The following is a 22588-nucleotide window of genomic DNA, read 5'->3' on the forward strand; positions in this document are numbered from 1 at the left end:
GATCAATCTTCCTTGTCTTTCACAAGTTCGCCGGTATCGGCCTTCAGGTGCAGCTCGCGCGCGACACCTTCGACGGTCAGCAACTCGACTTCATAAATGTAGACGTCGTGTTTTTCTTCCAGCTCGACTTCCAGCAGTTTTGCGCCGGGATAGCGATCCATCGCCTGCTGCAGCACTTGCTCCAGCGGCAGGATCACGCCCTGCTTGCGCAGATCAAGCGCCTCGTCCGGACCGAGGTCGCGGGCCATGGCCGTCGAGCAAAACAGCACCAGCGCCAACGCCGTGCGGCGGGTGGCGCGAACATTAACCTTCATTACGTATCCTGATGATCCTTGAGAACCTGCCCAGTCACCGCGTCTAATTCCAGATCCCAATTGACGCCCTGCGTATCACGTATTTCGATCTGGTAGATGTACTTGCCGTACTGCTCTTCCAGCTCGGTGTCGGTGATCGTCGAACCCGGATGTTTGGCCAGCGCGGTGGCGTTGAGCTTCTCGAAGGAGACGATAGTACCAGCGTCGCGCAGACGCAGGGCTTCGTCAGGGCCGAGATCGCGGGCGTGAACAGTGCTGGCAGTGAGACCGATGATCGAGGCAATGGACAGGGCAGTCAGGGTTTTCATGGTGTCTCCGTATTTTTATGTGTTGCTTAACGGTGGGCACCTTAACGGGATCAACTTAACTGAAACTGAATTGCCATCATTGCTCTGAATCAACATACAACCCCTGTAGGAGTGAGCCTGCTCGCGATAGCGGTCTATCAGTCAAATAAGTGTTAACTGACACACCGCTATCGCGAGCAGGCTCACTCCTACAAGGTTTTGTAACATGTGCTTATAATTGTTCGCTTGCTAACGATCGAGACCGGTATGACCGACATCCACATCAAATTCCCCGCCCTCACCCTCAAGGCCGGCCCACGCGCCATGGCGCGCATTCGTGCCCAGGGTTTGAACGCCGCCGACGTCGGCACCCTGCCCGGCGCTGCCGGTGGGCCGAAGGCGTTGGGGATTCAGGGGCTGGATCTGGCGCTGTTCGGTGAATGGCTGCCCGCCGCGCCACGTGAACGCTCGCTGATCGGCGCCTCGGTAGGTTCCTGGCGCTTCGCCAGTGCCTGTCTGCCGGACGCCGCCGAAGGCATCCGTCGTCTCGGCCATCTGTACGCCGAGCAGAATTTCAACAAAGGCGTGACCATGGCCGAGATCAGTCAGAGCTCGCAACGCATGCTCAACGACCTGCTCGATGGCCGCGACGCGAGCATCCTCGACAACGCCCATTACCGGCTGAACATCATGGTGGTGAAAAGTCAGGGGCGTCTGGCCGACGACCATCGCGGGCGCCTCGGTCTGGCGCTGGGCTCGGTGATTGCCGACAACCTGCGCGGTCGCGCGCGGCTGTCGCGGCACTTCGAACGGCTGATCATCCACGACCCGCGCCTCGCCCCGCCGGTGAATGCGCTGAACGATTTCCCGTCGCGCTTCGTCGCCCTGAATGCCGGTAACCTGCGCCAGGCCCTGCTCGCCTCGGGTTCGATCCCGATGGTCATGGAAGGCGTGCGTGACCTGCCGGGTGCTGGTGCCGGCACTTTCCGCGACGGTGGTCTGCTCGACTATCATCTGGATCTGCCCTACAGCGGCGACGGCATCGTGCTCTATCCGCACTTCACTGATCGAGTGATTCCCGGCTGGTTCGACAAGACTCTGCCATGGCGCAAGGCCTCGGTGGAACGCTTGCAGGACGTGCTGTTGCTTGCACCGTCGAAGGAATATCTGGCGCGCCTGCCCTACGGCAAACTGCCCGACCGCAATGACTTCAAACGCTTTATGGGCGACGCAGCGGGCCGGCAGAAATACTGGCACGCGGCGATGGACGAAAGCCGCCGCCTCGGCGATGAATTCCTCGAACTGACTGCCAATGGTCGCCTCGCCGAGCGCTTGCTGACCCTTTAGTCAGCACGGCCAAACACAAGCTGGTAAACTCGCCGCCTGCCCGAATCGCTGCGGCGAACGCCATCTGAACAGAGCCGAAAATACTGTGGAAATCTTCAAGGAATTTACTTTCGAATCCGCCCACCGCCTGCCGCACGTCCCGGACGGCCACAAGTGCGGGCGTCTGCACGGTCACTCGTTCAAAGTGGCGCTTCACCTCAGCGGCGACCTCGATCCGCACACCGGCTGGATCCGCGATTTCTCCGAGATCAAAGCGATCTTCAAGCCGCTGTACGAGCGCCTGGATCACAACTATCTGAACGACATTCCCGGCCTGGAAAACCCGACCAGCGAAGTGCTGGCCAAATTCATCTGGAATGAAATGAAGCCGTTGCTGCCGGAATTGAGCGCGATCCGTATTCACGAGACGTGCACCAGCGGTTGCATCTATCGCGGTGAGTAATCCGATCCAGAAATCACTGCATAACCCTGTGGGAGCGAGCTTGCTCCGGGCGGCGTTCCGACGAATGCGGTTTGCCAGTGAAATAAATATTGACTGACACAATGCCTTCGCGAGCAAGCTCGCTCCCACAGGGATAAGCGGCGTGTCAGTGAATGAATAAACAGCCTTCACGGCTGTTTTTTTACGCCTATGCTTTTTGGCTCCCACCCGCCAAGAGGACAAGCCCATGACGGACTGGCTGCTGGATCAGGTCTTTGACTTCAATGGCCGACAGGTGCGTTACGCCGTACACGGCGACGGCCCGCCGCTGGTGTTCGTGCATGGCACGCCGTTTTCGTCGTACGTGTGGCACCGGATTGCACCGCACTTTTTCACGACTCATCGCGTGTATTACTTCGATCTGCTGGGCTACGGGCGCTCCGAGCAGCCCGACTCCGATGTTTCCCTCGGTGTGCAAAATCAACTCTTGGCGCAGTTACTCGACCATTGGAATATTCAAAACCCCGACGTCGTCGCTCACGACTTTGGCGGCGCCACTGTGCTGCGAGCGCATCTGCTCAACGGCAAGGATTATCGCAGCCTGACGCTGATCGATCCGGTGGCGCTGACGCCGTGGGGTTCGCCGTTCGTGCAGCATGTTCGTCAGCATGAAGCGGCCTTCAGCGGCCTGCCCGATTACATCCAGCGCGCCATCGTGCCGACCTATATTCGTGGGGCGATTCAACGGGATATTCCTGACGACGAACTCGCTCCCTATGTACAACCGTGGCTCGGCGATCCGGGGCAAGCGGCGTTCTATCGGCAGATTGCGCAGATGGACGAACGCTACACCCGCGAGGCCGAACCGCTGTACCCGACAATTCGCTGCCCGGTGCAGATTCTCTGGGGCGAAGACGATCAGTGGATTCCCATCGAGCGTGGCCGAGCGTTACATCAAATGATCCCGGGATCACAATTCCAGCCGATTGCCAATGCCGGCCACCTCGTCCAGGAAGACGCTCCCGAAGCCATCGTCGCCGCCCTGCTGCGCTTCCTCTGAGCCAACACCCTCCCCCTGTGGGAGCGAGCCTGCTCGCGAAAGCGCAATATCAGCCACTGCAGATGTCGCCTGACACACCGCCTTCGCGAGCAGGCTCGCTCCCACATTGGGCTTGGGTGCATTCAGGTGCACCGCTTTCGCGCCAATCCGCGCGACTCGTCTATACATAACCCGCGCCAACCGGCATTTGGCACGACCACTGCAACCCTCCCCCGCGTCTCCTCTCTTCCAGCAAGGACCGCCCCATGACGCAGAACGATCCCGGCAACGATTACCCCCTCAGCGAAGTCCCCATGCACGCGCGCAAAGGCCTGGCCTCGACGGCCATGGTGTTAGTGGGCTTCACGTTTTTCACTGCAACCATGTTTGCCGGCGGCAAGCTCGGTGTGGCCTTCAGTTTCAGCGAGATGATGGCGGTGATCATCGTCGGCAATCTGCTGCTGGGTCTGTATGCGGCGGGCCTGGGCTACATCGCTTTCAAGAGCGGCCTCAACTCGGTACTGATGGGGCGTTTCTGCTTCGGCGAAGTCGGCAGCAAGCTCAGCGACCTGATCCTCGGCTTCACCCAGATCGGCTGGTACGCCTGGGGCACGGCAACGGCAGCCGTAGTCATCGGCAAATACTTCGATCTCGATGAAGGCACGGTACTCGGGCTGATGGTGTTGTTCGGCCTGATGTTCTGCGCCACGGCGTACGTCGGTTATCGCGGGCTGGAGATTCTGTCGTACATCGCGGTGCCGGCGATGATGTTGCTGCTGATGCTGTCGATGTGGGTGGCGACGGTGAAAGTCGGTGGGTTCGAGGGGTTGCTCAGCGTGGTGCCGAGCGGATCGCTGGACTGGTCGACGGCGATAACCCTGGTGTTCGGCACCTTCGTCAGTGGCGCCACTCAGGCGACTAACTGGACACGTTTCTCGCGTTCGGCGCGCGTCGCGGTGCTGGCCAGTCTGATCGGTTTTTTCATCGGCAATGGCCTGATGGTATTGATCGGCGCGTACGGCGCCATCGTCTATCAACAACCGGACGTGGTTGAAGTGCTGCTGTTGCAAGGTTTCGCCATGGCCGCGATGGCCATGCTGTTGCTGAACATCTGGAGCACCCAAGACAACACCATCTACAACTTCGCCGTCGCTGGTTGCAACCTGCTGCGCACCGGCCGACGCAAAACCGTGACCCTCGCCGGCGCAGTGATCGGCACCCTGCTCGCCTTGCTTGGTATGTACGACATGCTGGTGCCGTACCTGATTCTGCTCGGCACGGTGATTCCGCCGATCGGCGGAGTGATCATGGCGGACTTTTTCTACCGCTGGCGCGGGCACTATCCGCGTCTGGCCGACGCACGGTTACCGGCGTTCAACTGGCCGGGGCTCGGGGCCTATGCGGTCGGCACCGTCGCCGCGTTCAACTCGCCGTGGGTTGCGCCGCTGGTAGGGATCGCTGCTGCCGCGCTAACGTATGTCATCGTCACCGGCGTGCTCGGCGCACGCAGCGCGGCCGCGCCACTCCAAGACCTATAAAAAAGGATTCGCCTGATGCACATCATCAACGCCCGTTTGCGCAACCAGGAAGGTTTGCACGAATTGCACCTTGAAGACGGCCTGATCCGCAGCATCGCCCGGCAGACCGAAGCGCCGACCCTCGGTCCGGATGACCTCGACGCCGGCGGCAATCTGGTGGTGCCGCCCTTCGTCGAGCCGCACATTCACCTCGACGCCACCCTCACCGCCGGCGAGCCGCGCTGGAACATGAGCGGCACGCTGTTCGAGGGCATCGAATGCTGGGGCGAGCGCAAGGTCACCATCACCGAAGAAGACACCAAGACCCGCGCGAAAAAAACCATTCAAACGCTGGCCGCCCACGGCATCCAGCACGTGCGCACCCACGTTGACGTCACCGACCCGCAACTCACCGCACTGAAAGCCATGCTCGAAGTGCGCGAGGAAAGCCGTCACCTCATCGACCTGCAAATCGTCGCGTTCCCACAGGAAGGCATCGAGTCGTTCCGCAATGGCCGCGAGCTGATGGAAGAGTCGATCCGCATGGGCGCCGACGTGGTCGGCGGCATTCCGCATTTCGAGTACACCCGCGATCAGGGTGTCAGCTCGGTGAAGTTCCTGATGGACCTGGCCGAGCGCACCGGTTGCCTGGTCGACGTGCATTGCGACGAGACCGACGACCCGCATTCGCGCTTCCTCGAAGTGCTCGCCGAAGAAGCGCGCAGTCGCGACATGGGCGCCCTCGTCACCGCCAGTCACACCACGGCGATGGGCTCCTACGACAACGCCTACTGCGCGAAACTGTTTCGTCTGCTCGGGCATTCCGGGATCAGTTTTGTCTCCTGCCCGACCGAAAGCATTCACCTGCAAGGGCGTTTCGACAACTTCCCGAAACGCCGTGGCGTGACCCGCGTGAATGAGCTGCTCGAAGCCGGTATGAACGTGTGTTTCGGCCAGGATTCCATCGTCGATCCATGGTATCCGCTGGGCAATGGCAACATCCTGCGGGTGCTCGAAGCCGGACTGCACATCTGCCACATGCTCGGTTACCGCAACCTGCAAAGTGCGCTGGATCTGGTCACCGACAACAGCGCCAAAGCAATGCATTTGGGTGAGCGATATGGCCTGGAACAGGGGCGTCCGGCGAATCTGCTGATTCTCTCGGCGGACAGCGATTACGAGGTGATCCGCAGTCAGGGCTTGCCGTTGTATTCGATTCGCAGTGGCAAGGTGTTGATGAAGCGGCAGATGCCGGTGGTGGAATTTGCCCCGCAACTGATCTGAACGGACTTACAAAACAAGCCCGAAAACCACGCCTTTTCGGGCTTGACTGATGGCACTTCGCCAAGAAACATTCTGAATCACTTCCTTTTTACCCTTATACACCGGGGACCTCCTCCCATGTGCGCAACTTTTTGCGCAACTTTTTCCCGTTAACATCCAGCTCCTGTCTGCGTTCTCCAGACCGATGCAAAACGCCCGTGGATGACCGGCGTAAATCTCAAGGAGCCTGAGATGTTCAACCCCGCTAACGAAACCCACTTCAGCCTCAAAGTGGAAGACTACGTCGGCGACCTGCAAGTGCTGTCGTTCACTGGCACCGAAGGCATCAGCCAGCCGTTTCGTTTCGACCTCGAACTGGTCAGCGAAAACCCTGATCTGGACCTCGAACAGCTCCTGCACAAGCAAGCTTTTCTGGCGTTCGACCCACAGGGCTCCGGCATCCACGGCCAGATCTACCGCGTTGCCCAAGGCGATGCCGGCAAGCGCCTGACCCGCTACAAAGTGTCGATGGTGCCGCAACTGCAATACCTGCATCACCGCACCAACCAGCGCATCTACCAGCAGATGTCGGCGCCGAAAATCATCGCGCTGATCCTCGAAGAACACGGCATCAAGGGCAACGCGTATAGCTTCCAGCTCAGTCAGCCATGCCCGGATCGCGACTATTGCGTGCAGTACGACGAGACCGACCTGCACTTCGTCCAGCGCCTGTGCGAAGAGGAAGGCATTCACTACCACTTCCAGCACAGCGAAAAGGCCCACCTGCTGGTGTTCGGCGACGACCAGACCGTGTTCCCCGACCTCGGCCAGCCGACCGCGTACGTGCAAGGCAGCGGCATGGTCGCCGAAGAACCGGTGATCAAAGGCTTCAAACTGCGCCTGGAAACCCGCACCAGCCGCACCACGCGCCGTGACTACGACTTCGAAAAACCGCGCCTGCAAATGGAAGCCGCGTACAAACCCGAAGGCGCTCTCGATAGCAAAGACGCCGAGCCAGATCTGGAAGACTACGACTACCCCGGCCGCTTCATCGACCGCGCGCGCGGCAAGTTCCTCAGCCAGCGCGCCCTCGAACGCCACCGCGCCGACTACCGTCAGGCCGAAGGTCGCGGCGACCAGACCAAACTGGTCAGCGGCCACTTCATGGCCATGTCCGACCACCCGCGCAGCGAGTGGAACGACCTGTGGCTGCTCACCGAAATCTTCCACGAAGGCAAACAACCGCAAGTCCTCGAAGAAGGCGTGACCAGCGACACCACCGACAACAAAGACGACTTCCATCAGGGCTACCGCAACACCTTCCTCGCCACCCCGTGGGACGTGTTCTACCGCCCGGCCCTCGAACACCCGAAACCGCGCGTGCTCGGCAGCCAGACCGCCATGGTCACCGGCCCCAAAGGCGAAGAAATCCACTGCGACGCATACGGCCGCATCAAAGTGCAATTCCACTGGGACCGCGAAGGCCTCGCCGACGACAAAACCAGCTGCTGGCTGCGCGTCTCCAGCTCCTGGGCCGGCGACCGCTACGGCGCCATCAGCATTCCGCGCATCGGTATGGAAGTCCTCGTCACCTTCCTCGAAGGCGATCCCGACCAACCGCTGGTGACCGGCTGCCTGTACCACAAGGAAAACCCGGTGCCGTATGCACTGCCGGCGAACAAGACTCGCAGCGTGTTCAAAACACTCAGCTCACCGGGTGGCGGTGGCTACAACGAACTGCGTATTGAAGATAAGAAAGGTGCGGAGCAGATCTACATTCATGCGCAGCGTGACTGGGATGAGAACGTTGAGCATGACCAGAAGATTCGCGTCGGCAATGAACGTCACGACACGGTGGTGAAGAACATCTACACCGAGCTGAAGGCCGAAGAACACCGCACCACGATTTCCGACCGCAAGGTTGAGGTCAAAGCCAACGATCACCTGACCGTCGGCCAGAACCAGCACGTCAAACTCGGCACCGCCCAACTGACCAGCGCTGGCCAGGAAATCCATCTCAGGGCTGGCGATAAAATGGTGATTGAGGCCGGTACGGAGCTGACAATCAAGGCCGGTGGCAGCTTCATCAAACTCGATGGCGGCGGCATCACGGTGATCGGCCCAGTGGTGAAAATCAATGCCGGGGGTGCGGCTGGAAGTGGTTCGGGGATTGCGATACTGACACCCACCCTGCCGATTCCTGTGGATAAGGACAAGGCAGGCCACCTGATGGATCGCGCTCAGGGCAATGCGCAATCACCCGTCGCACCTGTCGAACAGAAAAACCTTCGTTTCGATATTCGTCTAGCGGACAGGCCAGGCGAGGGATCCTTCGCGCTGGCCAATACTGCGTGGCGAATCATCAAAATGAGTGAGCCCACCTGGAAGAAACTGGGCCGTGTACCCGAAAGTGATGTCATTGCCAAAGGCGAAACCGATGACGACGGCAGGGTCATTCTTTCCGAGGAGGCGCAGAAAAAACTCTCCCTCGAATACTCGCAGAATCCGGAACTGTTCTGGTTGGTGTACCCAGGCCAGTGTGTCGCCCTGAAAGCGCATACCGACACGGGGTGGTCAGAGGTTCAGCGTGAAATGCTGGCATTGGCCAGCATGGACTTCAGCAGCGAGCCCCACGCGAATCCAGATCATGCGCAAGCCAGCACCGACAAGCGCAGTGCCCTGGAGAACCTGACCATGGCTGACGGCATCGCACTGTTCGACAAGTTAAAGGAATTCAAGGCATGAGCCATTTGAACGGCATTCAGTCCAAACAACTGAACCAGCTGAACTCGAAAGACGGAGAAGCCTTCACTGCCACTTCTGCACCAGGTTGGTTCATCAAGGGTAACTCAACGTATGGCGAAGCCTTTTCACCAGAGCGCCCGGGCAACCTGGTCAAATTTTTCACTACCGGTAGCGATTACTTCAAAGACGTCGCCAGTGCGATTAAAAACGCCAAAAAGTCGATTTTCATTTCCGGTTGGCAAATCAACTACGAAGTCCGCCTTGAGGGTGACACCCGTCTTTGGGACTGCCTGAATCACGCTCTGCGAAAAAAAGGTGAGACGCCGGATATCTACCTCATGCCGTGGTTGTCCCCCAAGGCTGCCGTCGATACTGGCGACCTGGAAACCATGGTGGCTGCATTTATTCTGAACGCAGGTCTCAAGAAGAAAAAAGTCTGGTGTCTGCCAGCGATCCAGCAAAGTGATATGGGTAGTCTCGGCCTGTTCTTTTCTCACCATCAGAAAATGGTAGTGATCGACAACGAAGTTGCTTACGTCGGCGGAATCGACCTCGCCTATGGCCGTCGTGATGACAACAACTTTCGGCTTGCCGCCGATGGAAGAACTGCGAACGAGTTTTACAACCCTTGCATCCCTGCGCTCAAGGAAATCGATCCACACCAACAATACCCCTACATGACGACCGTCGAGTTGATCAGCGCAGCGTTGCTGGAAGGCGATGTGCTGAGCAAAGCCCAGCGCAAGCTGGCCTGGGCCATGGACAACAAAATGTTCAACGTACTCCGTCAGGCAAAAAAAGAGGTGGGTGAGTGGTTCTCGGACAAGGGCAAGGATGGCATGCGCTTGCTTGGCGCAGGCGCTGCGTACTCCACCGGAAGCGTCCTTTATATTGCCGAGTTTGTTAAAAGACAGATGACCGGTGACAACCTGGAAGCCTGGAAAAACACCCTGCGTCAATGGAAGGTCTCACTGGACGGCGCGGTTAACACTATCGATCAAGAAGCTCAGACCCTGAAAAAAACCGACAGTACCCTGACTGAATTGCGTCAGGAGGCAAAATCCATAAGTCTGGCGATCGGTGTGTGGCTGGAAAAACCGCAAGAAGCTTCAGCCATTCAGCAACGAGTCGAAGACTGGTTGGTACGCGCGCAACAGAAAGTTCCGATGCTGACGTCCATGACTCAATCGGGCCGCGCCAGACTGCAAAATCAGGTCGGCCAGCTCAAGAGTGAAGTCCAGATGTGGGTGCAAAGAGTCACTCCGCAGTTGGATCAACTGCAACAGGACCTGTCGACTTGGGCCACGCAAATCATAAAGTCTGGAGGGCAGCTCACGGACAAGTTGTTGAACGAGGGCAGCGAACTGACCAGTCTATGGATCCAGCAGACTGGACTGGGGGCTTTTTACGCCTGGATCAACAACACACCTTCTCCGATTCTTACTGCCAAAGCCCTGCAGGAACTTGAGCAGATCGCCACGCCATTCATCCTCTATCTGCATTCGGTACTTGATCGTTTGAGTGAGACTCAAAAGGACGAGCCCTATTCGTACCTGGCCGATCCAGCGACTCGCCTGCTGCCGCGTGGTGGGATGATGCTCGACGACAAAACGCAGCCGCGAATGCCTTGGCATGACGTCCACATGCGCCTGGAGGGCAGCTCTGTTTATGACTTGTCGCGCAACTTTATTGGCCGATGGAACAGTTTGCAGGCTCGCTTTGATGGCAAGGTGCAAAAAATGCCAAGCGCGCTGATCGGTCTGCTGAAATTTGCGACGAAAAACCTCGAGCCTGTCCCTTTCAAGGCTCACTATCTTGCGCAACCCGAACGTGTCGCGCCCACGGGCGAAATGAACGTACAGGTTCTTCGCAGCGCCCCGATGCGCATGCGCAACGAAGAGCGACAAGGCGCTGCCAAGGCAGGGCATAACCTGACGTCTGCTGCCCCCAACGGCGTGCAAGCCAACTGCTTGCAGGCGATGCTTCAGGCTATCTCTGGCGCGCAGCACTTCATCTACATTGAAAACCAGTTTTTCCAGAGTGAATATGGTGCAGACAGTGCTGAAACTGCTGCTGTCACTGCGGGCCCCATGCAAAGCCTGATGAAGATTGAAGGCCTTCCCGGCTACGAGATATACAAGGACAGGCTGCGGTTGGGGAATCTACAAGACAATCCCAAAAGCCTGGCCAATGTGGATTACTTCGAACTTGCCAGAATGATTCGCAACAAAGAGGCGGAGACGTTCACACAGGGAGTGATGCAGGTACTGAGCAACCAGTCCACCGTCGAAATACTCAAAGGCATGCAAACACCCCAAAATGCGATCAAGAACCCTCTCTGCGAGGCGCTCGCTGAGCGTATCGAACGGGCAATCGAAATGGGCGAGAACTTTCACGTTTACATGGTGCTTCCCGTTCATCCAGAAGGTCCATTGAATGCCCTGAACCTGATGACTCAAGTGCACTTGACCATGCAAAGTCTCTCTCTGGGAGAGCAGAGTCTGATCAAGCGTATCCAACGAGCGATGGCCATAAAAGCTCAAATGGACAGGGGCAAAACAGAGACTCAAGCCATAGAGTCCATCAAGTTTTTCAAAGACCGCACCGAAACGAAGAGAGTGTTTGAAGACGAAGACTGGAGCCGCTACCTGACCCTTTTGAATTTGCGCTCCTGGGAGGAAATCAATCAGCAACCGGTCACAGAACAGATCTACATTCACAGCAAATTGCTGATCGCTGATGATCGGATCGCCATTCTTGGCAGCGCCAACATAAATGATCGTAGTCAGATGGGAGATCGAGACTCGGAATTGGCTGTTGTCGTGGCTGGATCAACCTCACTTCCCACTTCGATCAATGGCCGCATGCAATATCCGGTATGCCCTCAAGTCAAACAATTGCGCACAGATTTATGGCGAAAAATTTTTGCCTTGAATGCACAACCACGAAAAAACTCGGTACAACCCGCCAGTGATCTGGAGAAAGTCATCGCAACCCCCGCAGCGGCCGCGACATGGCAAGCGATCCAGCGTCAGGCCTTCAGCAATGCAGAGGCCTATGAGCAGGCTTTTCGCCACGTCCCTCGCAACGACGCATCCATCTGGCCACTGTGGGGACAGGTATCGGTCGCACCGCCCTCTTCTAGCGCCGCGGTCAAAGGTGCAAGCAACGCCATGCCCTTTGAAAAAGAATTCTGGCTCAGCACCATGGCCGGCAAGCACCCGACCACAGTATGTGGATTCATCACCGCACTTCCGATCCATTGGACGAAATACGAAAACAATAACTCAGGGTTCAACCTTACGATCCTGGCGAAAATCGAACCCACGCGTGACAGAGCTGCAACATCTCAGCACTATGCCGTTTTAGCGCAAGACACTCAGAGCAAGGAAAGAACCTGATGCGCCATCTCCCCCTGATGCTGGCACTTTTGACGCCAGCTGAGGCTTGGGCAAATGCAGCCCCTGCAGATAACCCGAAATGGCGTACCGAGTGCCTCGGCCGGACGCTGTTCGATGTACCGGGAGACATTGAATGGCACGTCGCCGGCGGGCACTGGAACTATCCGGACTTTGGAATCTATTCGCCTAATATTGACCCCAGCGAAAAGCAACTGAGCTATGGCGACAGCCCTTTCCGGAAAAATGGCTATCTCTTCGATATCGAGGTCAGTCCACCGACAACACTGGCGGTTTTTCAGCAGTTGAAAGATCGCCATGGCCCTGACATGGAAGGCGCGCAAACACGCGCCATAGAAAAAAAAATAGACGCCATCAAACAAGCGCTGACATGGGAGCTGGAGCAGAGTAACCCAGAACAATTCAACGCCTTGAAAGCTGAACGGTATGCATTGGAAGACAAACGCGTACGCTTGAGCAAACTCTATTCAGAGACCGTCCTGCTCAGAGGCACCATCGCAGCGTTTACCGAAAGTGGGCGGCCCACCGAGAAACTCCAGTCAGAGCTTGAAACTTATCAAAAAGAGCTCGCCACCTATCCGTCTGATGCCCAATTTGAGCAAGAGCGTTATGTGGACTGGGACATAGCCGATGCACAGATTTCCTGGGCCCCCGGAAAACTGGTCGCATTGCTTTGGCGTGGCGACCACGTCTACCGTTTCACCGTCACTGACAGTACGCCAGGTAACCAAACTGACCAAGCGCTGGAAACACTGAAACCCAAAGTCCAGACAGTACTGGCAAATTTCCGCCCGCGAGCCCCATTCGAAATACCGCAAGAGCCGGGGTTTTGCTTGCCTTTCGGCTTTATTGCCGACAATGGCCGCGAGAATTACGCTGTTACGCTGGCATGGCATCCCACCAAAAATCCGCGCCTTCTTTACAGCCTGAACTTGAGCAATGAAAGTGATAAAGCGCTGAAGCTTTTACCCTTGTTAACCTCCACAATGTTTGCCAATCCGTTCGCGAACGCCGTTGAACGCAACAGGTTTGGCCCTGAACCTGCCAAAATCGGCGCTATTGACGGTGTTATTGGCGGTGCCCGCTATAGAGGTATTGATCCGGATAACGGCGAAAGAGAAACCGCGGAACGCTTCACTCTTACTGCCGGGCATACAAACTCCGAGAGCAGTCCTGCGCTGGTGCTGAAAGTCGAAAGCTTCGCGAATCATCAACCTTTGGGTTTTGAACAGGTAAAAACGCTGCTGATGCATACGCTGCAAAGCGTGCGCCCTCTTCCCGAGTCCACCCAGAAATAACCCCGTGCACGGCGTTCAGTGCGCCATCCGTCGCGCGGTACCAAACAATCTGACGCCGCGCAATTGCCCGTGTTCTGCGTCAAGCAGGATCGGTGCTGTGCCACCGGGCATCACCACCTGCACTTCACCGGCCGCCACCCAACCCACACGCCAGGCCGCGCAGGCCACCGCACTGGCACTGGTGCCGGATGACGCGGTCGGCCCTTCGCCACGCTCGAACACCCGGGCGAGGATTTTCTGTGGTGATTCCAGTACTGCCCATTGCAGATTGACGCCTGCCGGGCATGGATCGCCGGCACCGACGGGCATGGCGTAGGCGATGTCGGTCAATCCTTCGTTCAGGGGTGATTCACGCATTTGCTCGTTGCTCGGCAAAGCAGCCGCATCGCTGAGCAGCGTTACACAATGCGGGTTGCCGATACGCACGAATTGGCTGTGTCCCCAGGCAGGATCAAGTTGTGCCAACGGTTGGACGTGGCTCACTTGCTGACCGTTGAACGCAATGCCTTCAACAGTCTGTGCACCGACGGCATCCGGCCCGAAACCGGGTTGGCCAAGGTCGAGCCAGTAACCTTGAACACCTTCGACTTCAGCCGGTTTCACCGAGGTTTCTACCGCGTCACCCTTGTCATGATGCACGCGCAACAACGCGCCCTCCTCCGGCATCAAGCCTTGTTCGGTCAGCGCCTGCGAGAAAATCGTCAGGCCATTGCCACTGCGCTCGGCGAGCGTACCGTCGGTGTTGACGATCAATACGTCGAACGGCGCCGACGTCTGGAACGGGCCGATCAGCAGGCCGTCGCTGCGATGGGATTTGCTGGTCGCCGGGCGTTGGCCTTCGGGCCAGTCGCAGCACAGCGTGATGGCGGCGCGGCTCCAGGCCTGTTTCGACGCAGCACACTGCGCGGCACTGGCCGGTAAATCAATGCCCGCCTCGCGCAATGCCTGCGGCGAAATCACCCCGTAAATATTGCCCCGTGCATCGTAGAACTGCGTCATCACCGGCCCTTGCTGTTAGATTCCCTCAAGCCTCCACTGTAAAACGCAATCCCTTGTGGGAGCGAGCCTGCTCGCGAATGCAGTGTGTCAGCCGATATTTTCTTTATCCGATATACCGCCTTCGCGAGCAGGCTCGCTCCCACAGGAATCGGCGCATGACCGCTGATTAGTGAGCCCGCTCCATTCAATGTGGGAGCGAGCTTGCTCGCGAAAGCGGTGGGTCAGCCGATATTTTTTAAACTGACACTCCGCCTTCGCGAGCAGGCTTGCTCCCACAGGTTACGATGTTGCCTGTACTTCCCCGAATGGCCGGCGATCGAACCTCGTCGCTGAATCACTGTCCTTCGGGGACGCGATGTTTTTTGCCAAGGATCGATATGACCAGCCTCAACCCTCAAGACAGCTTCGTCCCCGGACGCCTGCAACAGATGTCCACGCGCATCGCCTTTTTCATCGCCGGGCTCGGCATCGCCGCGTGGGCGCCATTGGTGCCGTACGCCAAGGCGCGCGCCGGACTGGATGAAGGCACGTTGGGGTTGTTGCTGTTGTGCCTCGGCGTCGGTTCGATTCTGGCGATGCCGCTGGCGGGGATTCTAGCCACACGCTTCGGCTGTCGCCGCGTCGCCACCGGCGGCACGTTGTTGATCTGCGCGGCGCTGCCATTGCTGGCGACGGTGTCGTCGATACCGGCGCTGATCGCCACGCTGTTCATGTTTGGCGCCGGCCTCGGCACGGTGGATTCGACGGTGAACCTGCAAGCCGTTATCGTCGAGCGCGCCAGCGGCAAGAACATGATGTCGGGTTTCCACGGCTTGTTCAGTCTCGGCGGGATTGTCGGCGCGGCGGGTGTCAGTGCCTTGCTCGGCCTGGGTTTGACGCCACTGGCCGCCATGCTGGTGGTGGTCGTGGTGCTGATCGCGGCGTTGTTCAAGTGCGTGCCGCACATGTTGCCCTACGGCAGTGAAAGCTCGGGGCCTGCGTTCGCAGTGCCGCACGGCATCGTGCTGTTTATCGGCGGGATGTGCTTCATCGTCTTTCTCACCGAAGGCGCGGCACTGGACTGGAGCGCGGTGTTTCTGGCGCAGGAACGCGGGATCGACACGGCGTACGCGGGGTTGGGCTATGCGGCGTTTGCCCTGACCATGACCGCCGGACGCTTGATGGGTGACCGGATTGTGCGGATTGTCGGTGCCACGCGGATCATTCTGTTTGGCGGTCTGTTGGCGGCGGCAGGCCTGTTTCTGGCGACGTTCGCACCGAGCTGGGAAGCGGCGCTGGTCGGTTACGCGCTGGTCGGCGCTGGCTGCTCGAACATCGTGCCGGTGCTGTACACGGCGGTGGGCAAGCAGACGGTGATGCCGGAGAGCATCGCCGTGCCGGCGATTACCACGCTCGGTTATGCCGGGATTCTGGCCGGGCCGGCGGTGATCGGCTTTGTCGCCCATGCCAGCAGTCTGAGTTTCTCCTTTGGCTTGATGGCGGTGCTGTTGGTTGCAGTAGCCATAGGCGGCAAAGTCCTTAAAGTCTAAAAGCTTCGCGAGCAGGCTCGCTCCCACAGGATCTCAGTGATCCATGTGGGAGCGAGCCTGCTCGCGAAGAAGCTGATGCGGTCTATCAGAAACCTACACTGGCCTGCACAAAGAACGTGCGCGGTGCGCCGACATACATCCCCGAGTTGTTGTCGCTGGAGCGGGTGAAGTACTGCTTGTCGAAGACGTTTTTCACCCCGGCGCCCAGCTTCAAATTCGACACCTGCGGCCCAAAGTCATAGCCGCCACGCACGTTCCAGGTCACGTAACCCGGAATGTCGCCATACTGCCCGTCCGCCGTGCCTTCAGTGATGTAGTTGCCGTTGAAGCTGCCATCGGCATTCACACCAGTACCCGGCGAGCGCTGTTTCGACTGGGCGAAACCGTCGAGGTTGTAGGTCCAGCGGTTGATGTCATAACGCAAACCGACGGTCGCCACCTGCCGCGAATAGAACGGCAGATCACGGCCCTTGAAGCCCGGAATCTCGCCTTCATACGTGGCGCGGGTGTAGGTGAAGCCGGCATTGGCGGTCAAGCCATCGAGACGCGGATCCAGCGCCGCCATGTCGTAATGTACCGAGGCTTCGATGCCTTGGTGCTTGGTCGCGCCGAGGTTGGTCCAGCCGACGTCGTTGCTGATGTATTGCAACTCGTCGTCGAAGTCGATGTAGAACAGCGTCACTTCACCGCCCCACACGTCATCGTTGTAGCGTGTGCCGATCTCGTAGGTCTTGGCCTTTTCCGGCTCCAGGCCATTGGCGGTCTGGTCACCCGAACCGCCCTGGCCGAGCTGGAAATACTGCAGGCTGCCGAACGAGGTTTCGTAGTTGGCGAACAGTTTCCAGGCGTCCGACAGGTGATACATCACGCTCAGCGCCGGCAGCGGTTCATTGCTCTCGATGCTGCGGTTTTTCGCCTGCACCGGTTTGCCCGCCGTATCGAGCACCGCGCGGTCATGCCAGTCGGTACTGATGTGTTCGAAGCGAATGCCGGGGGTGATGGTCCAGTTGCCGACGTCGATTTTGTTGTCGATGTACACCGAGTTGGCCTCGGTGCCGCCCGTGCGGTCCTGGAATATATGGCCATCGGAGGTCGGTGTGAGCACCGGCTGGTTGTTGACCAGCGCCACACGGCTCGACGATTCGTGCATCGCCTCTTTCAGGTAGCGATAACCGACGCTGACTTCCTGGGTGGTCGGGCCGACATCGAATACCCGCGACACCCGTGGTTCGATGCCCAGCGTGTAATACGAGCGCGGGTATGAACTGAGGGTTTTCTGGTCGCGAGCGGCGATGGTGCTGCCACGGAAGCTGTCGGTGTAATACGTCAGGATTTCCGCTTGGGTGCGCTCGTCGATCTGACGGATCCACTTGAACGACACGTCTTTGCGCCGCCCGGTGAATTGATCGTAGTCACGCACCGAATCGTACGGTTTGTCGTCGTACTGTTTCTGCGTCAGACCGCCGGGCATGTCGGCCGTGGCGTCGTAGTAGTGGAAGTTGAGGCTAAAGTCGTCCTGCTCGGTCGGCGCCCAGTGGGTCTTGAGCAACACGTCGTCGATGTCGTTGCCGTTGTTGCGCTCGCGGTAACCGTTGCCATTGACGCCGGAATACAGCAACGCCACGCCCATGCCGTTGTCGGCAGTGCCGCCGAGGAACGCGGTGTCGATGTGTTTCCAGCCACCGTACTGAGTGGTTTCCAGCGTGGTGCCGATTTCACCGGTGGCTTTTTCCGGAATCGCGCGGGTGACGAAGTTGATCACCCCGCCGACGTTCTGCGGCCCATAACGCACAGAACCGGCGCCACGCACGACGTCGATGCTGTCGAGGTTGCCCGAGGAAATCGGCGCCATCGACAGTTGTGGCTGGCCATACGGGGCGAACGCCGCCGGCACGCCATCGATCAGCACGGTGGAGCGCGGCGACAGGCGCGAGGTCAGACCGCGCACGCCGACATTGAGGGAAATATCGCTGCCGCCGGTGCCGTTGGAATCCTGCACCTGCACCCCCGGCACACGCTTGAGCACGTCACTGACGTTCATCGCGCCCTGCTCGACCATCGCTTCGCGGCGGATCACCGTACGTGCGCCCGGATGGTTCTGCACCACCGCAGCGTTGGCATCACCGAGCCAGTCACCGACCACCTTGATGTCGGTCACACCGAGTTCCAGCGGACCATTGCCAGGGGCGGAAGTCGCGGCTGGCGACAGGGTCACCGACCCTTCGTTGATCTGATAATCCAGACCACTGCCTTGCAGCAACTGACGCAACGCCTGCTCCGGAGAGATATCACCGTCAACTGCCGGCGCCTGTTTGCCGGCGACCAGGTCCGGACTGAAAAACACTTGCAGCGACGTCTGCTGACCCAGCTCGCTCAGGGCCTGGCCCAGCGCCTGCGCACGGATATGAATGGCTTCGCCGGCAAACGCCAGCGGCATCGCTGCGTTGACCGCCAGCGCAAGGGCCAGCGGTAACCAAGGGGATTTTTTGTTGTTGGCTGTGGTGTTTTTCACGTCGTACGTAGTCCTGTGGATCGCAAGAGTGTGCGGCTGTTAATGCAAACCAGTTGCAGTTGAACAGGAAGACGATGAACTCGAAAAAAACCTGAATTTTATTTTGAAATTATTTCCTGACTGCCATCCGCGAGCGTGCGTACGGCCACCGGCAGGATGCTCGGCAAGGCTTTGAGCAAGGCGTCGGTGTTGTCGGACTTGAACACGCTGGTCAGGCGCAGACTGGCCACGTCCGGGTTGATCACTGTCAACGGCTTCTCACGATAACGCGACACTTCGGCCGCGACTTCGCTGAGGCTGGCGTTGTTGAACACCAGTTTGCCGCCACGCCACGCCGTCAGCTCCGCCGCGTTGACCGCGTAGGCCGCGGCGACTTTGCCTTGCGCATCGACATAGGTGCCGAGGCCCGCGGTCAGGCTGATGAACTGATTATCCGGCGCATCGCGTCCCTGCACGTTGACTGTGCCCTGCTCCACCGCCACGCGGGTTTGCGTGACGTCGCGGCGCACATCGAAACGCGTGCCGGTGACCGTGACCTTGCCCTGGCCGGCTTCGACCACAAACGGTCGCGAAGTATCGTGCGCGACGCTGAACATCGCCTCGCCTTCGCTCAACTCGATGACTCGGCGATCCTTTTCATAGCGCACCTGCAAGCGACTGCGGCTGTTCAGATCGATCACCGAACCGTCCGGCAGCGCCACATGTTTGCGCTCGCCCAACGCTGTGGCGAACTCGGCGCGGTAGCCGCCCGGGTGATTCAAACCACTGAACAAACCCAGCCCGAGCGCCACCGCCAGCACACTCGCGGCCACGGCATAACGCAACAACGGACGGCGTTCGCGGCGAGTTGGCGGCGTTTCAGCAAGCGCTTTGAGGCGTGGCGCTGGCAGCAAATCAGCCGCCGTCCACAGCCCCTGCAGCAACTGGAACTCATCACGGTGCTGCGGATGTTGATTCAGCCAGGCGTCGAAGCGCTGCTGCTCGTCGGCACTGACGGCCGGCTCCTGCAAACGCACAAACCAGCGAGCCGCGTCATCGCGCACCGTTGTTTGCCCGCACGCGCAATCACGCGTATCCATCATGGAATGTCCTGTTTGGCCGGGAATATAAAGACACACAGCCCTCTGTAGGAGCTGCCGAAGGCTGCGATCTTTTCGCCATGAAGCACATTCACGATTGCAGCCCGTCGAGGCGATCACGCAGATGCCGCAGGGTGCGGATCATATACTTTTCGACCATGTTCTTGGACAGCCCCAGGCGTTCGGCGATTTCGGCCTGGGTCAGGCCTTCGATCTTCTGCCAGACGAAAATCTTCCGGCAATTGACCGGCAGCTCGCTGAGCGCCCGCTCGATCGAGTCGGCCAGCTGGATCGCCTGCATGTAATGCTCCGGGTCGCCGGACGACGACTCACTGTGATCGATTGCCTGCGACTCCATGGCGCCGCGCCGATCCTCCCGCCGATAACCGTCGACCGCAATATTGCGCGCGGTCTGATGCAAATACGCCCGTGGCTGCTGCACCGCTGCCGAATCGGACTCAAGCACCCGCACAAAGGTGTCGTGCGCCAGATCCTCGGCCTGCGAACGGTTGCGCAGGCGACGAGTCCAGGTGCCGATCAACTCTTCGTAATGCTCGAAAAAGCCGGGTCTGCGGGGACGCATGGGGGGTTGGCGACGTGCTGAGGAAAGGGGTGTGAATAGTAATGGTTACTATTAAGACGAAGCAATGGATTCCTCAAACCGACCGTCCGGGCAGCAAGCGCTCAGGGCGCGCCCGTGGTCAGACGGCCTCGCTCAACCAGTTGCAGGTAATTGGCCAACATCGCCAGACCTTGCGGCGTCATCAATGACTCGGGGTGAAACTGCACGCCATGGATCGGCCATTCGCGGTGCCGCAGCGCCATGATCTCACCCGGCATGCCGTCGTCATCCAGCACGTGCGCAGTAGCCAGCAATTCGTCGGGCAAGACACCGGCCACCAACGAGTGATACCGCGCGACTTGCAAGTTGTCAGGCAAGCCGTCGAACAGGTCACGACCGTCGTGACTGATACGGGAAACCTTGCCATGCAGCACCTGCCGCGCCCTGCGCACCTCACCGCCGAAAGCAGCAGTGATGCATTGATGACCCAGACAGATGCCCAATATCGGTAAACGGCCTGCGAAACGATGGATGGCCGCAAGGGAAATGCCCGCTTCAGTTGGCGAGCACGGCCCAGGGGAGACAATCAAGGACTCTGGCGCCAGCGCTTCGATGTCGGCCAAGGTCACTTCGTCATTGCGACGCACCTCAACCTCAGCCCCGAGCATGCCCAGGTACTGCACGATGTTGTAGGTAAAGGAGTCGTAGTTATCGATCATTAAGTGCATACGGCAACTCCTGACGTTGGGCGATCGATTGACAGCGGCCGGCGGCAACCCGCAGCAACTGGCTTTTCTCCAGCGTTTCCTGCCACTCGCGATCGGCTACCGAATCCTGCACCACGCCGGCGCCGGCCTGAACGTAGAGTCGAGCGTCGTGCAGCAGTCCGGTTCGAATGGTGATCGCCAGATCGGCGCGGCCGCTCCAGTCCAGATAACCGATCGCGCCGCCATACACCCCGCGAGAATGCGGTTCCAGTTCGGCAATGATTTCCAGTGCACGCACCTTCGACGCGCCACTCAGCGTACCTGCGGGGAAAATGCTTTTGAGCAGATCCAGCCCGGTGACGTGGTCAGTTACGTCGCCGGTCACGGTTGAGACGATGTGCATGACATGGGAGAAATATTCCACATTGAGCAACTGCGTCACCTGCACACTGCCCACGCGAGCCAACCGGCCGAGGTCATTGCGCGACAGATCGACGAGCATCATATGCTCGGCAATTTCCTTCGGATCAGCGAGCAGTTCATCCCTGAGTCGATGGTCTTCGACCATCCCACTGCCCCGCCGGCGTGTACCTGCCATTGGCCGGGTGGTCACCGTTTGCTGATCCTGCCGAAACAACATTTCCGGAGAGGCGCCGACCACCTGGCAGTCGCCCAGATTCAACAAGTAGCGGTAGGGTGTGTGGCCCAGATCAGCCAGGGACCGGTAGAGCGCGACAGCGTCCTCCTCGAAAGGCAGGCTCATGCGCTGGGATAAAACCACCTGCATCACATCGCCCGCCGCGATGTAGTCCTTGATCCGTGCCACGGCCTCCACGAACGCAGGCTGCGGGAACGCCGACTCGGCGGCCGGTGTTGTCACCTCAAACACGTGTCCGCCGGGTGCAGGCGGTACGAGCAGTGGACGCAGATGTGCGACGAGTCGATTGAGCCGGTCCTGGCCACCTTGATAATCGCCCAGCGCCTTCGGGCGTTCATGCACGATGCAATAAGCCAGGTGCGCGCGGTGGTCCAGCACGACCAGATCCATGCTGATCAATTGCAATACATCAGGCAGCTGAAAACCTGAGGGCTTGCGCGGCACTCGACGCAGACGCGGTTCGATCAACCGAGTCGTTTCGAAACCGAAATAGCCAAAGAATCCACCACTGAAAGAAGGCAGACCCGGGCATTGCGGAATACGAAAGTCCTGCTGCAACTTGCCCAGTTCTGCCAACGGATCAGCGCATTCAATCGTCGCCGAAATCTGCCCGTCGCGGTACACGCGCAAGACGCCCTCATCGAGTTCGACGCGTTGATTGCAAGGCAGGCCAATCACCGAGTACGCCTGCTCGAACACACCCTCGTGCCAGTGCCCGGTTTCGAACAGATAGTCTTGCCCGCAGTTGGCTAAAACCTGGTATAGCGCAATGGCTTCGACCCCTGTCGGCAACGGCAGGCTCTGCCAAAGCGGCACGTGGGTATACCCCGCTTCGCCGTAGGCAAAAAAATCTTCTAGGCTCAACATCCTTGTGTCTCCGGTTGATCACGCA

17 protein-coding genes are annotated in these 22588 nt (G+C 59.0%); 9 read left to right on the plus strand and 8 right to left on the minus strand.

The annotated features are described in order from the left end of the window. Nucleotides 1-2 precede the first annotated feature (2 nt). Both VY732_RS19855 and VY732_RS19860 read right to left on the minus strand, forming a co-directional pair. Nucleotides 3-314, minus strand: coding sequence for a PepSY domain-containing protein (locus tag VY732_RS19855; RefSeq protein WP_331691564.1), 312 nt, complete (start codon nucleotides 312-314; stop codon nucleotides 3-5). After that, the gene (locus tag VY732_RS19860) at nucleotides 314-622 is read right to left on the minus strand and encodes a PepSY domain-containing protein (RefSeq protein ID WP_331691565.1); all 309 of its coding nucleotides are present in this window, start codon (nucleotides 620-622) and stop codon (nucleotides 314-316) included. Before VY732_RS19860 ends, VY732_RS19855 begins: the two co-directional genes overlap by 1 nt. 246 nt (nucleotides 623-868) lie before the next feature. Here VY732_RS19860 and VY732_RS19865 point away from each other — a divergent pair, with 246 nt between their 5' ends. From VY732_RS19865 to VY732_RS19900, 8 genes are all read left to right on the plus strand, one after another. Beyond that, nucleotides 869-1948, plus strand: coding sequence for a patatin-like phospholipase family protein (locus tag VY732_RS19865; protein WP_331691566.1), 1080 nt, complete (start codon nucleotides 869-871; stop codon nucleotides 1946-1948). Between the two features lie 85 nt (nucleotides 1949-2033). Beyond that, a complete protein-coding gene (gene queD / locus VY732_RS19870; protein WP_007915588.1) occupies nucleotides 2034-2390 on the plus strand; it encodes a 6-carboxytetrahydropterin synthase QueD in 357 nt (118 codons plus the stop codon). 226 nt (nucleotides 2391-2616) lie between these two features. After that, nucleotides 2617-3429, plus strand: a complete 813-nt coding sequence (locus VY732_RS19875) for an alpha/beta fold hydrolase (protein WP_331691567.1) — start codon at nucleotides 2617-2619, stop codon at nucleotides 3427-3429. Between the two features lie 245 nt (nucleotides 3430-3674). Beyond that, complete coding sequence (codB, locus tag VY732_RS19880) at nucleotides 3675-4946, plus strand: cytosine permease (protein WP_331691568.1); 1272 nt, start codon at nucleotides 3675-3677, stop codon at nucleotides 4944-4946. A gap of 15 nt (nucleotides 4947-4961) precedes the next feature. After that, the gene (gene codA / locus VY732_RS19885) at nucleotides 4962-6209 is read left to right on the plus strand and encodes a cytosine deaminase (protein ID WP_331691569.1); all 1248 of its coding nucleotides are present in this window, start codon (nucleotides 4962-4964) and stop codon (nucleotides 6207-6209) included. 231 nt (nucleotides 6210-6440) lie between these two features. Further along, complete coding sequence (gene tssI, locus VY732_RS19890) at nucleotides 6441-8933, plus strand: type VI secretion system Vgr family protein (protein WP_331691570.1); 2493 nt, start codon at nucleotides 6441-6443, stop codon at nucleotides 8931-8933. Next, nucleotides 8930-12334, plus strand: coding sequence for a hypothetical protein (locus VY732_RS19895; RefSeq protein WP_331691571.1), 3405 nt, complete (start codon nucleotides 8930-8932; stop codon nucleotides 12332-12334). The genes tssI and VY732_RS19895 overlap by 4 nt, the downstream gene beginning before the upstream one ends. Continuing rightward, nucleotides 12334-13650, plus strand: coding sequence for a T6SS immunity protein Tli4 family protein (locus tag VY732_RS19900; RefSeq protein ID WP_077573768.1), 1317 nt, complete (start codon nucleotides 12334-12336; stop codon nucleotides 13648-13650). The genes VY732_RS19895 and VY732_RS19900 overlap by 1 nt, the downstream gene beginning before the upstream one ends. A 15-nt stretch (nucleotides 13651-13665) precedes the next feature. Here the strand turns inward: VY732_RS19900 and VY732_RS19905 are convergent, their stop codons facing one another. Beyond that, nucleotides 13666-14649 carry a diaminopimelate epimerase gene (locus VY732_RS19905; RefSeq protein WP_331691572.1) on the minus strand — a complete coding sequence of 328 codons (984 nt, stop codon included), beginning with the start codon at nucleotides 14647-14649 and terminating at the stop codon, nucleotides 13666-13668. A 377-nt stretch (nucleotides 14650-15026) separates the two neighbouring features. On the opposite strand from VY732_RS19905, the gene VY732_RS19910 reads away from it, so the two are divergent. After that, nucleotides 15027-16178: an MFS transporter gene (locus VY732_RS19910; protein ID WP_331691573.1), complete on the plus strand. Its 1152-nt coding sequence runs from the start codon at nucleotides 15027-15029 to the stop codon at nucleotides 16176-16178. A gap of 85 nt (nucleotides 16179-16263) precedes the next feature. Here VY732_RS19910 and VY732_RS19915 read toward each other — a convergent pair whose 3' ends face one another. From VY732_RS19915 to VY732_RS19935, 5 genes are all read right to left on the minus strand, one after another. After that, on the minus strand, nucleotides 16264-18690 hold the full coding sequence (locus VY732_RS19915; protein WP_331691574.1) for a TonB-dependent siderophore receptor: 2427 nt from the start codon (nucleotides 18688-18690) through the stop codon (nucleotides 16264-16266). A gap of 98 nt (nucleotides 18691-18788) precedes the next feature. Further along, the gene (locus VY732_RS19920) at nucleotides 18789-19772 is read right to left on the minus strand and encodes a FecR family protein (protein WP_331691575.1); all 984 of its coding nucleotides are present in this window, start codon (nucleotides 19770-19772) and stop codon (nucleotides 18789-18791) included. 88 nt (nucleotides 19773-19860) lie between these two features. Then, nucleotides 19861-20352 (minus strand): sigma-70 family RNA polymerase sigma factor, encoded by a 492-nt coding sequence (locus VY732_RS19925; RefSeq protein WP_077573773.1) that lies wholly within the window; start codon nucleotides 20350-20352, stop codon nucleotides 19861-19863. A 101-nt stretch (nucleotides 20353-20453) separates the two neighbouring features. Beyond that, nucleotides 20454-21059: an anthranilate synthase component II gene (locus VY732_RS19930; protein WP_331691576.1), complete on the minus strand. Its 606-nt coding sequence runs from the start codon at nucleotides 21057-21059 to the stop codon at nucleotides 20454-20456. Then, the gene (locus VY732_RS19935; RefSeq protein WP_331691577.1) at nucleotides 21040-22563 is read right to left on the minus strand and encodes an anthranilate synthase component I family protein; all 1524 of its coding nucleotides are present in this window, start codon (nucleotides 22561-22563) and stop codon (nucleotides 21040-21042) included. Before VY732_RS19935 ends, VY732_RS19930 begins: the two co-directional genes overlap by 20 nt. Nucleotides 22564-22588: the final 25 nt, after the last annotated feature.

Origin of the sequence: Pseudomonas sp. ZY71, assembly GCF_036542145.1 — a bacterium.
GTDB lineage: Bacteria > Pseudomonadota > Gammaproteobacteria > Pseudomonadales > Pseudomonadaceae > Aquipseudomonas > Aquipseudomonas koreensis_A.

What these genes read in the sequence shown, in the direction of transcription:
- VY732_RS19855 (WP_331691564.1), bottom strand. Translation starts at nt 314, where the DNA reads ATGAAGGTTAATGTTCGCGCCACCCGCCGCACGGCGTTGGCGCTGGTG.
- VY732_RS19860 (WP_331691565.1), bottom strand. Translation starts at nt 622, where the DNA reads ATGAAAACCCTGACTGCCCTGTCCATTGCCTCGATCATCGGTCTCACT.
- VY732_RS19865 (WP_331691566.1), top strand. Translation starts at nt 869, where the DNA reads ATGACCGACATCCACATCAAATTCCCCGCCCTCACCCTCAAGGCCGGC.
- VY732_RS19875 (WP_331691567.1), top strand. Translation starts at nt 2,617, where the DNA reads ATGACGGACTGGCTGCTGGATCAGGTCTTTGACTTCAATGGCCGACAG.
- codB (WP_331691568.1), top strand. Translation starts at nt 3,675, where the DNA reads ATGACGCAGAACGATCCCGGCAACGATTACCCCCTCAGCGAAGTCCCC.
- codA (WP_331691569.1), top strand. Translation starts at nt 4,962, where the DNA reads ATGCACATCATCAACGCCCGTTTGCGCAACCAGGAAGGTTTGCACGAA.
- tssI (WP_331691570.1), top strand. Translation starts at nt 6,441, where the DNA reads ATGTTCAACCCCGCTAACGAAACCCACTTCAGCCTCAAAGTGGAAGAC.
- VY732_RS19895 (WP_331691571.1), top strand. Translation starts at nt 8,930, where the DNA reads ATGAGCCATTTGAACGGCATTCAGTCCAAACAACTGAACCAGCTGAAC.
- VY732_RS19900 (WP_077573768.1), top strand. Translation starts at nt 12,334, where the DNA reads ATGCGCCATCTCCCCCTGATGCTGGCACTTTTGACGCCAGCTGAGGCT.
- VY732_RS19905 (WP_331691572.1), bottom strand. Translation starts at nt 14,649, where the DNA reads ATGACGCAGTTCTACGATGCACGGGGCAATATTTACGGGGTGATTTCG.
- VY732_RS19910 (WP_331691573.1), top strand. Translation starts at nt 15,027, where the DNA reads ATGACCAGCCTCAACCCTCAAGACAGCTTCGTCCCCGGACGCCTGCAA.
- VY732_RS19920 (WP_331691575.1), bottom strand. Translation starts at nt 19,772, where the DNA reads ATGATGGATACGCGTGATTGCGCGTGCGGGCAAACAACGGTGCGCGAT.
- VY732_RS19925 (WP_077573773.1), bottom strand. Translation starts at nt 20,352, where the DNA reads ATGCGTCCCCGCAGACCCGGCTTTTTCGAGCATTACGAAGAGTTGATC.
- VY732_RS19930 (WP_331691576.1), bottom strand. Translation starts at nt 21,059, where the DNA reads ATGCACTTAATGATCGATAACTACGACTCCTTTACCTACAACATCGTG.
- VY732_RS19935 (WP_331691577.1), bottom strand. Translation starts at nt 22,563, where the DNA reads ATGTTGAGCCTAGAAGATTTTTTTGCCTACGGCGAAGCGGGGTATACC.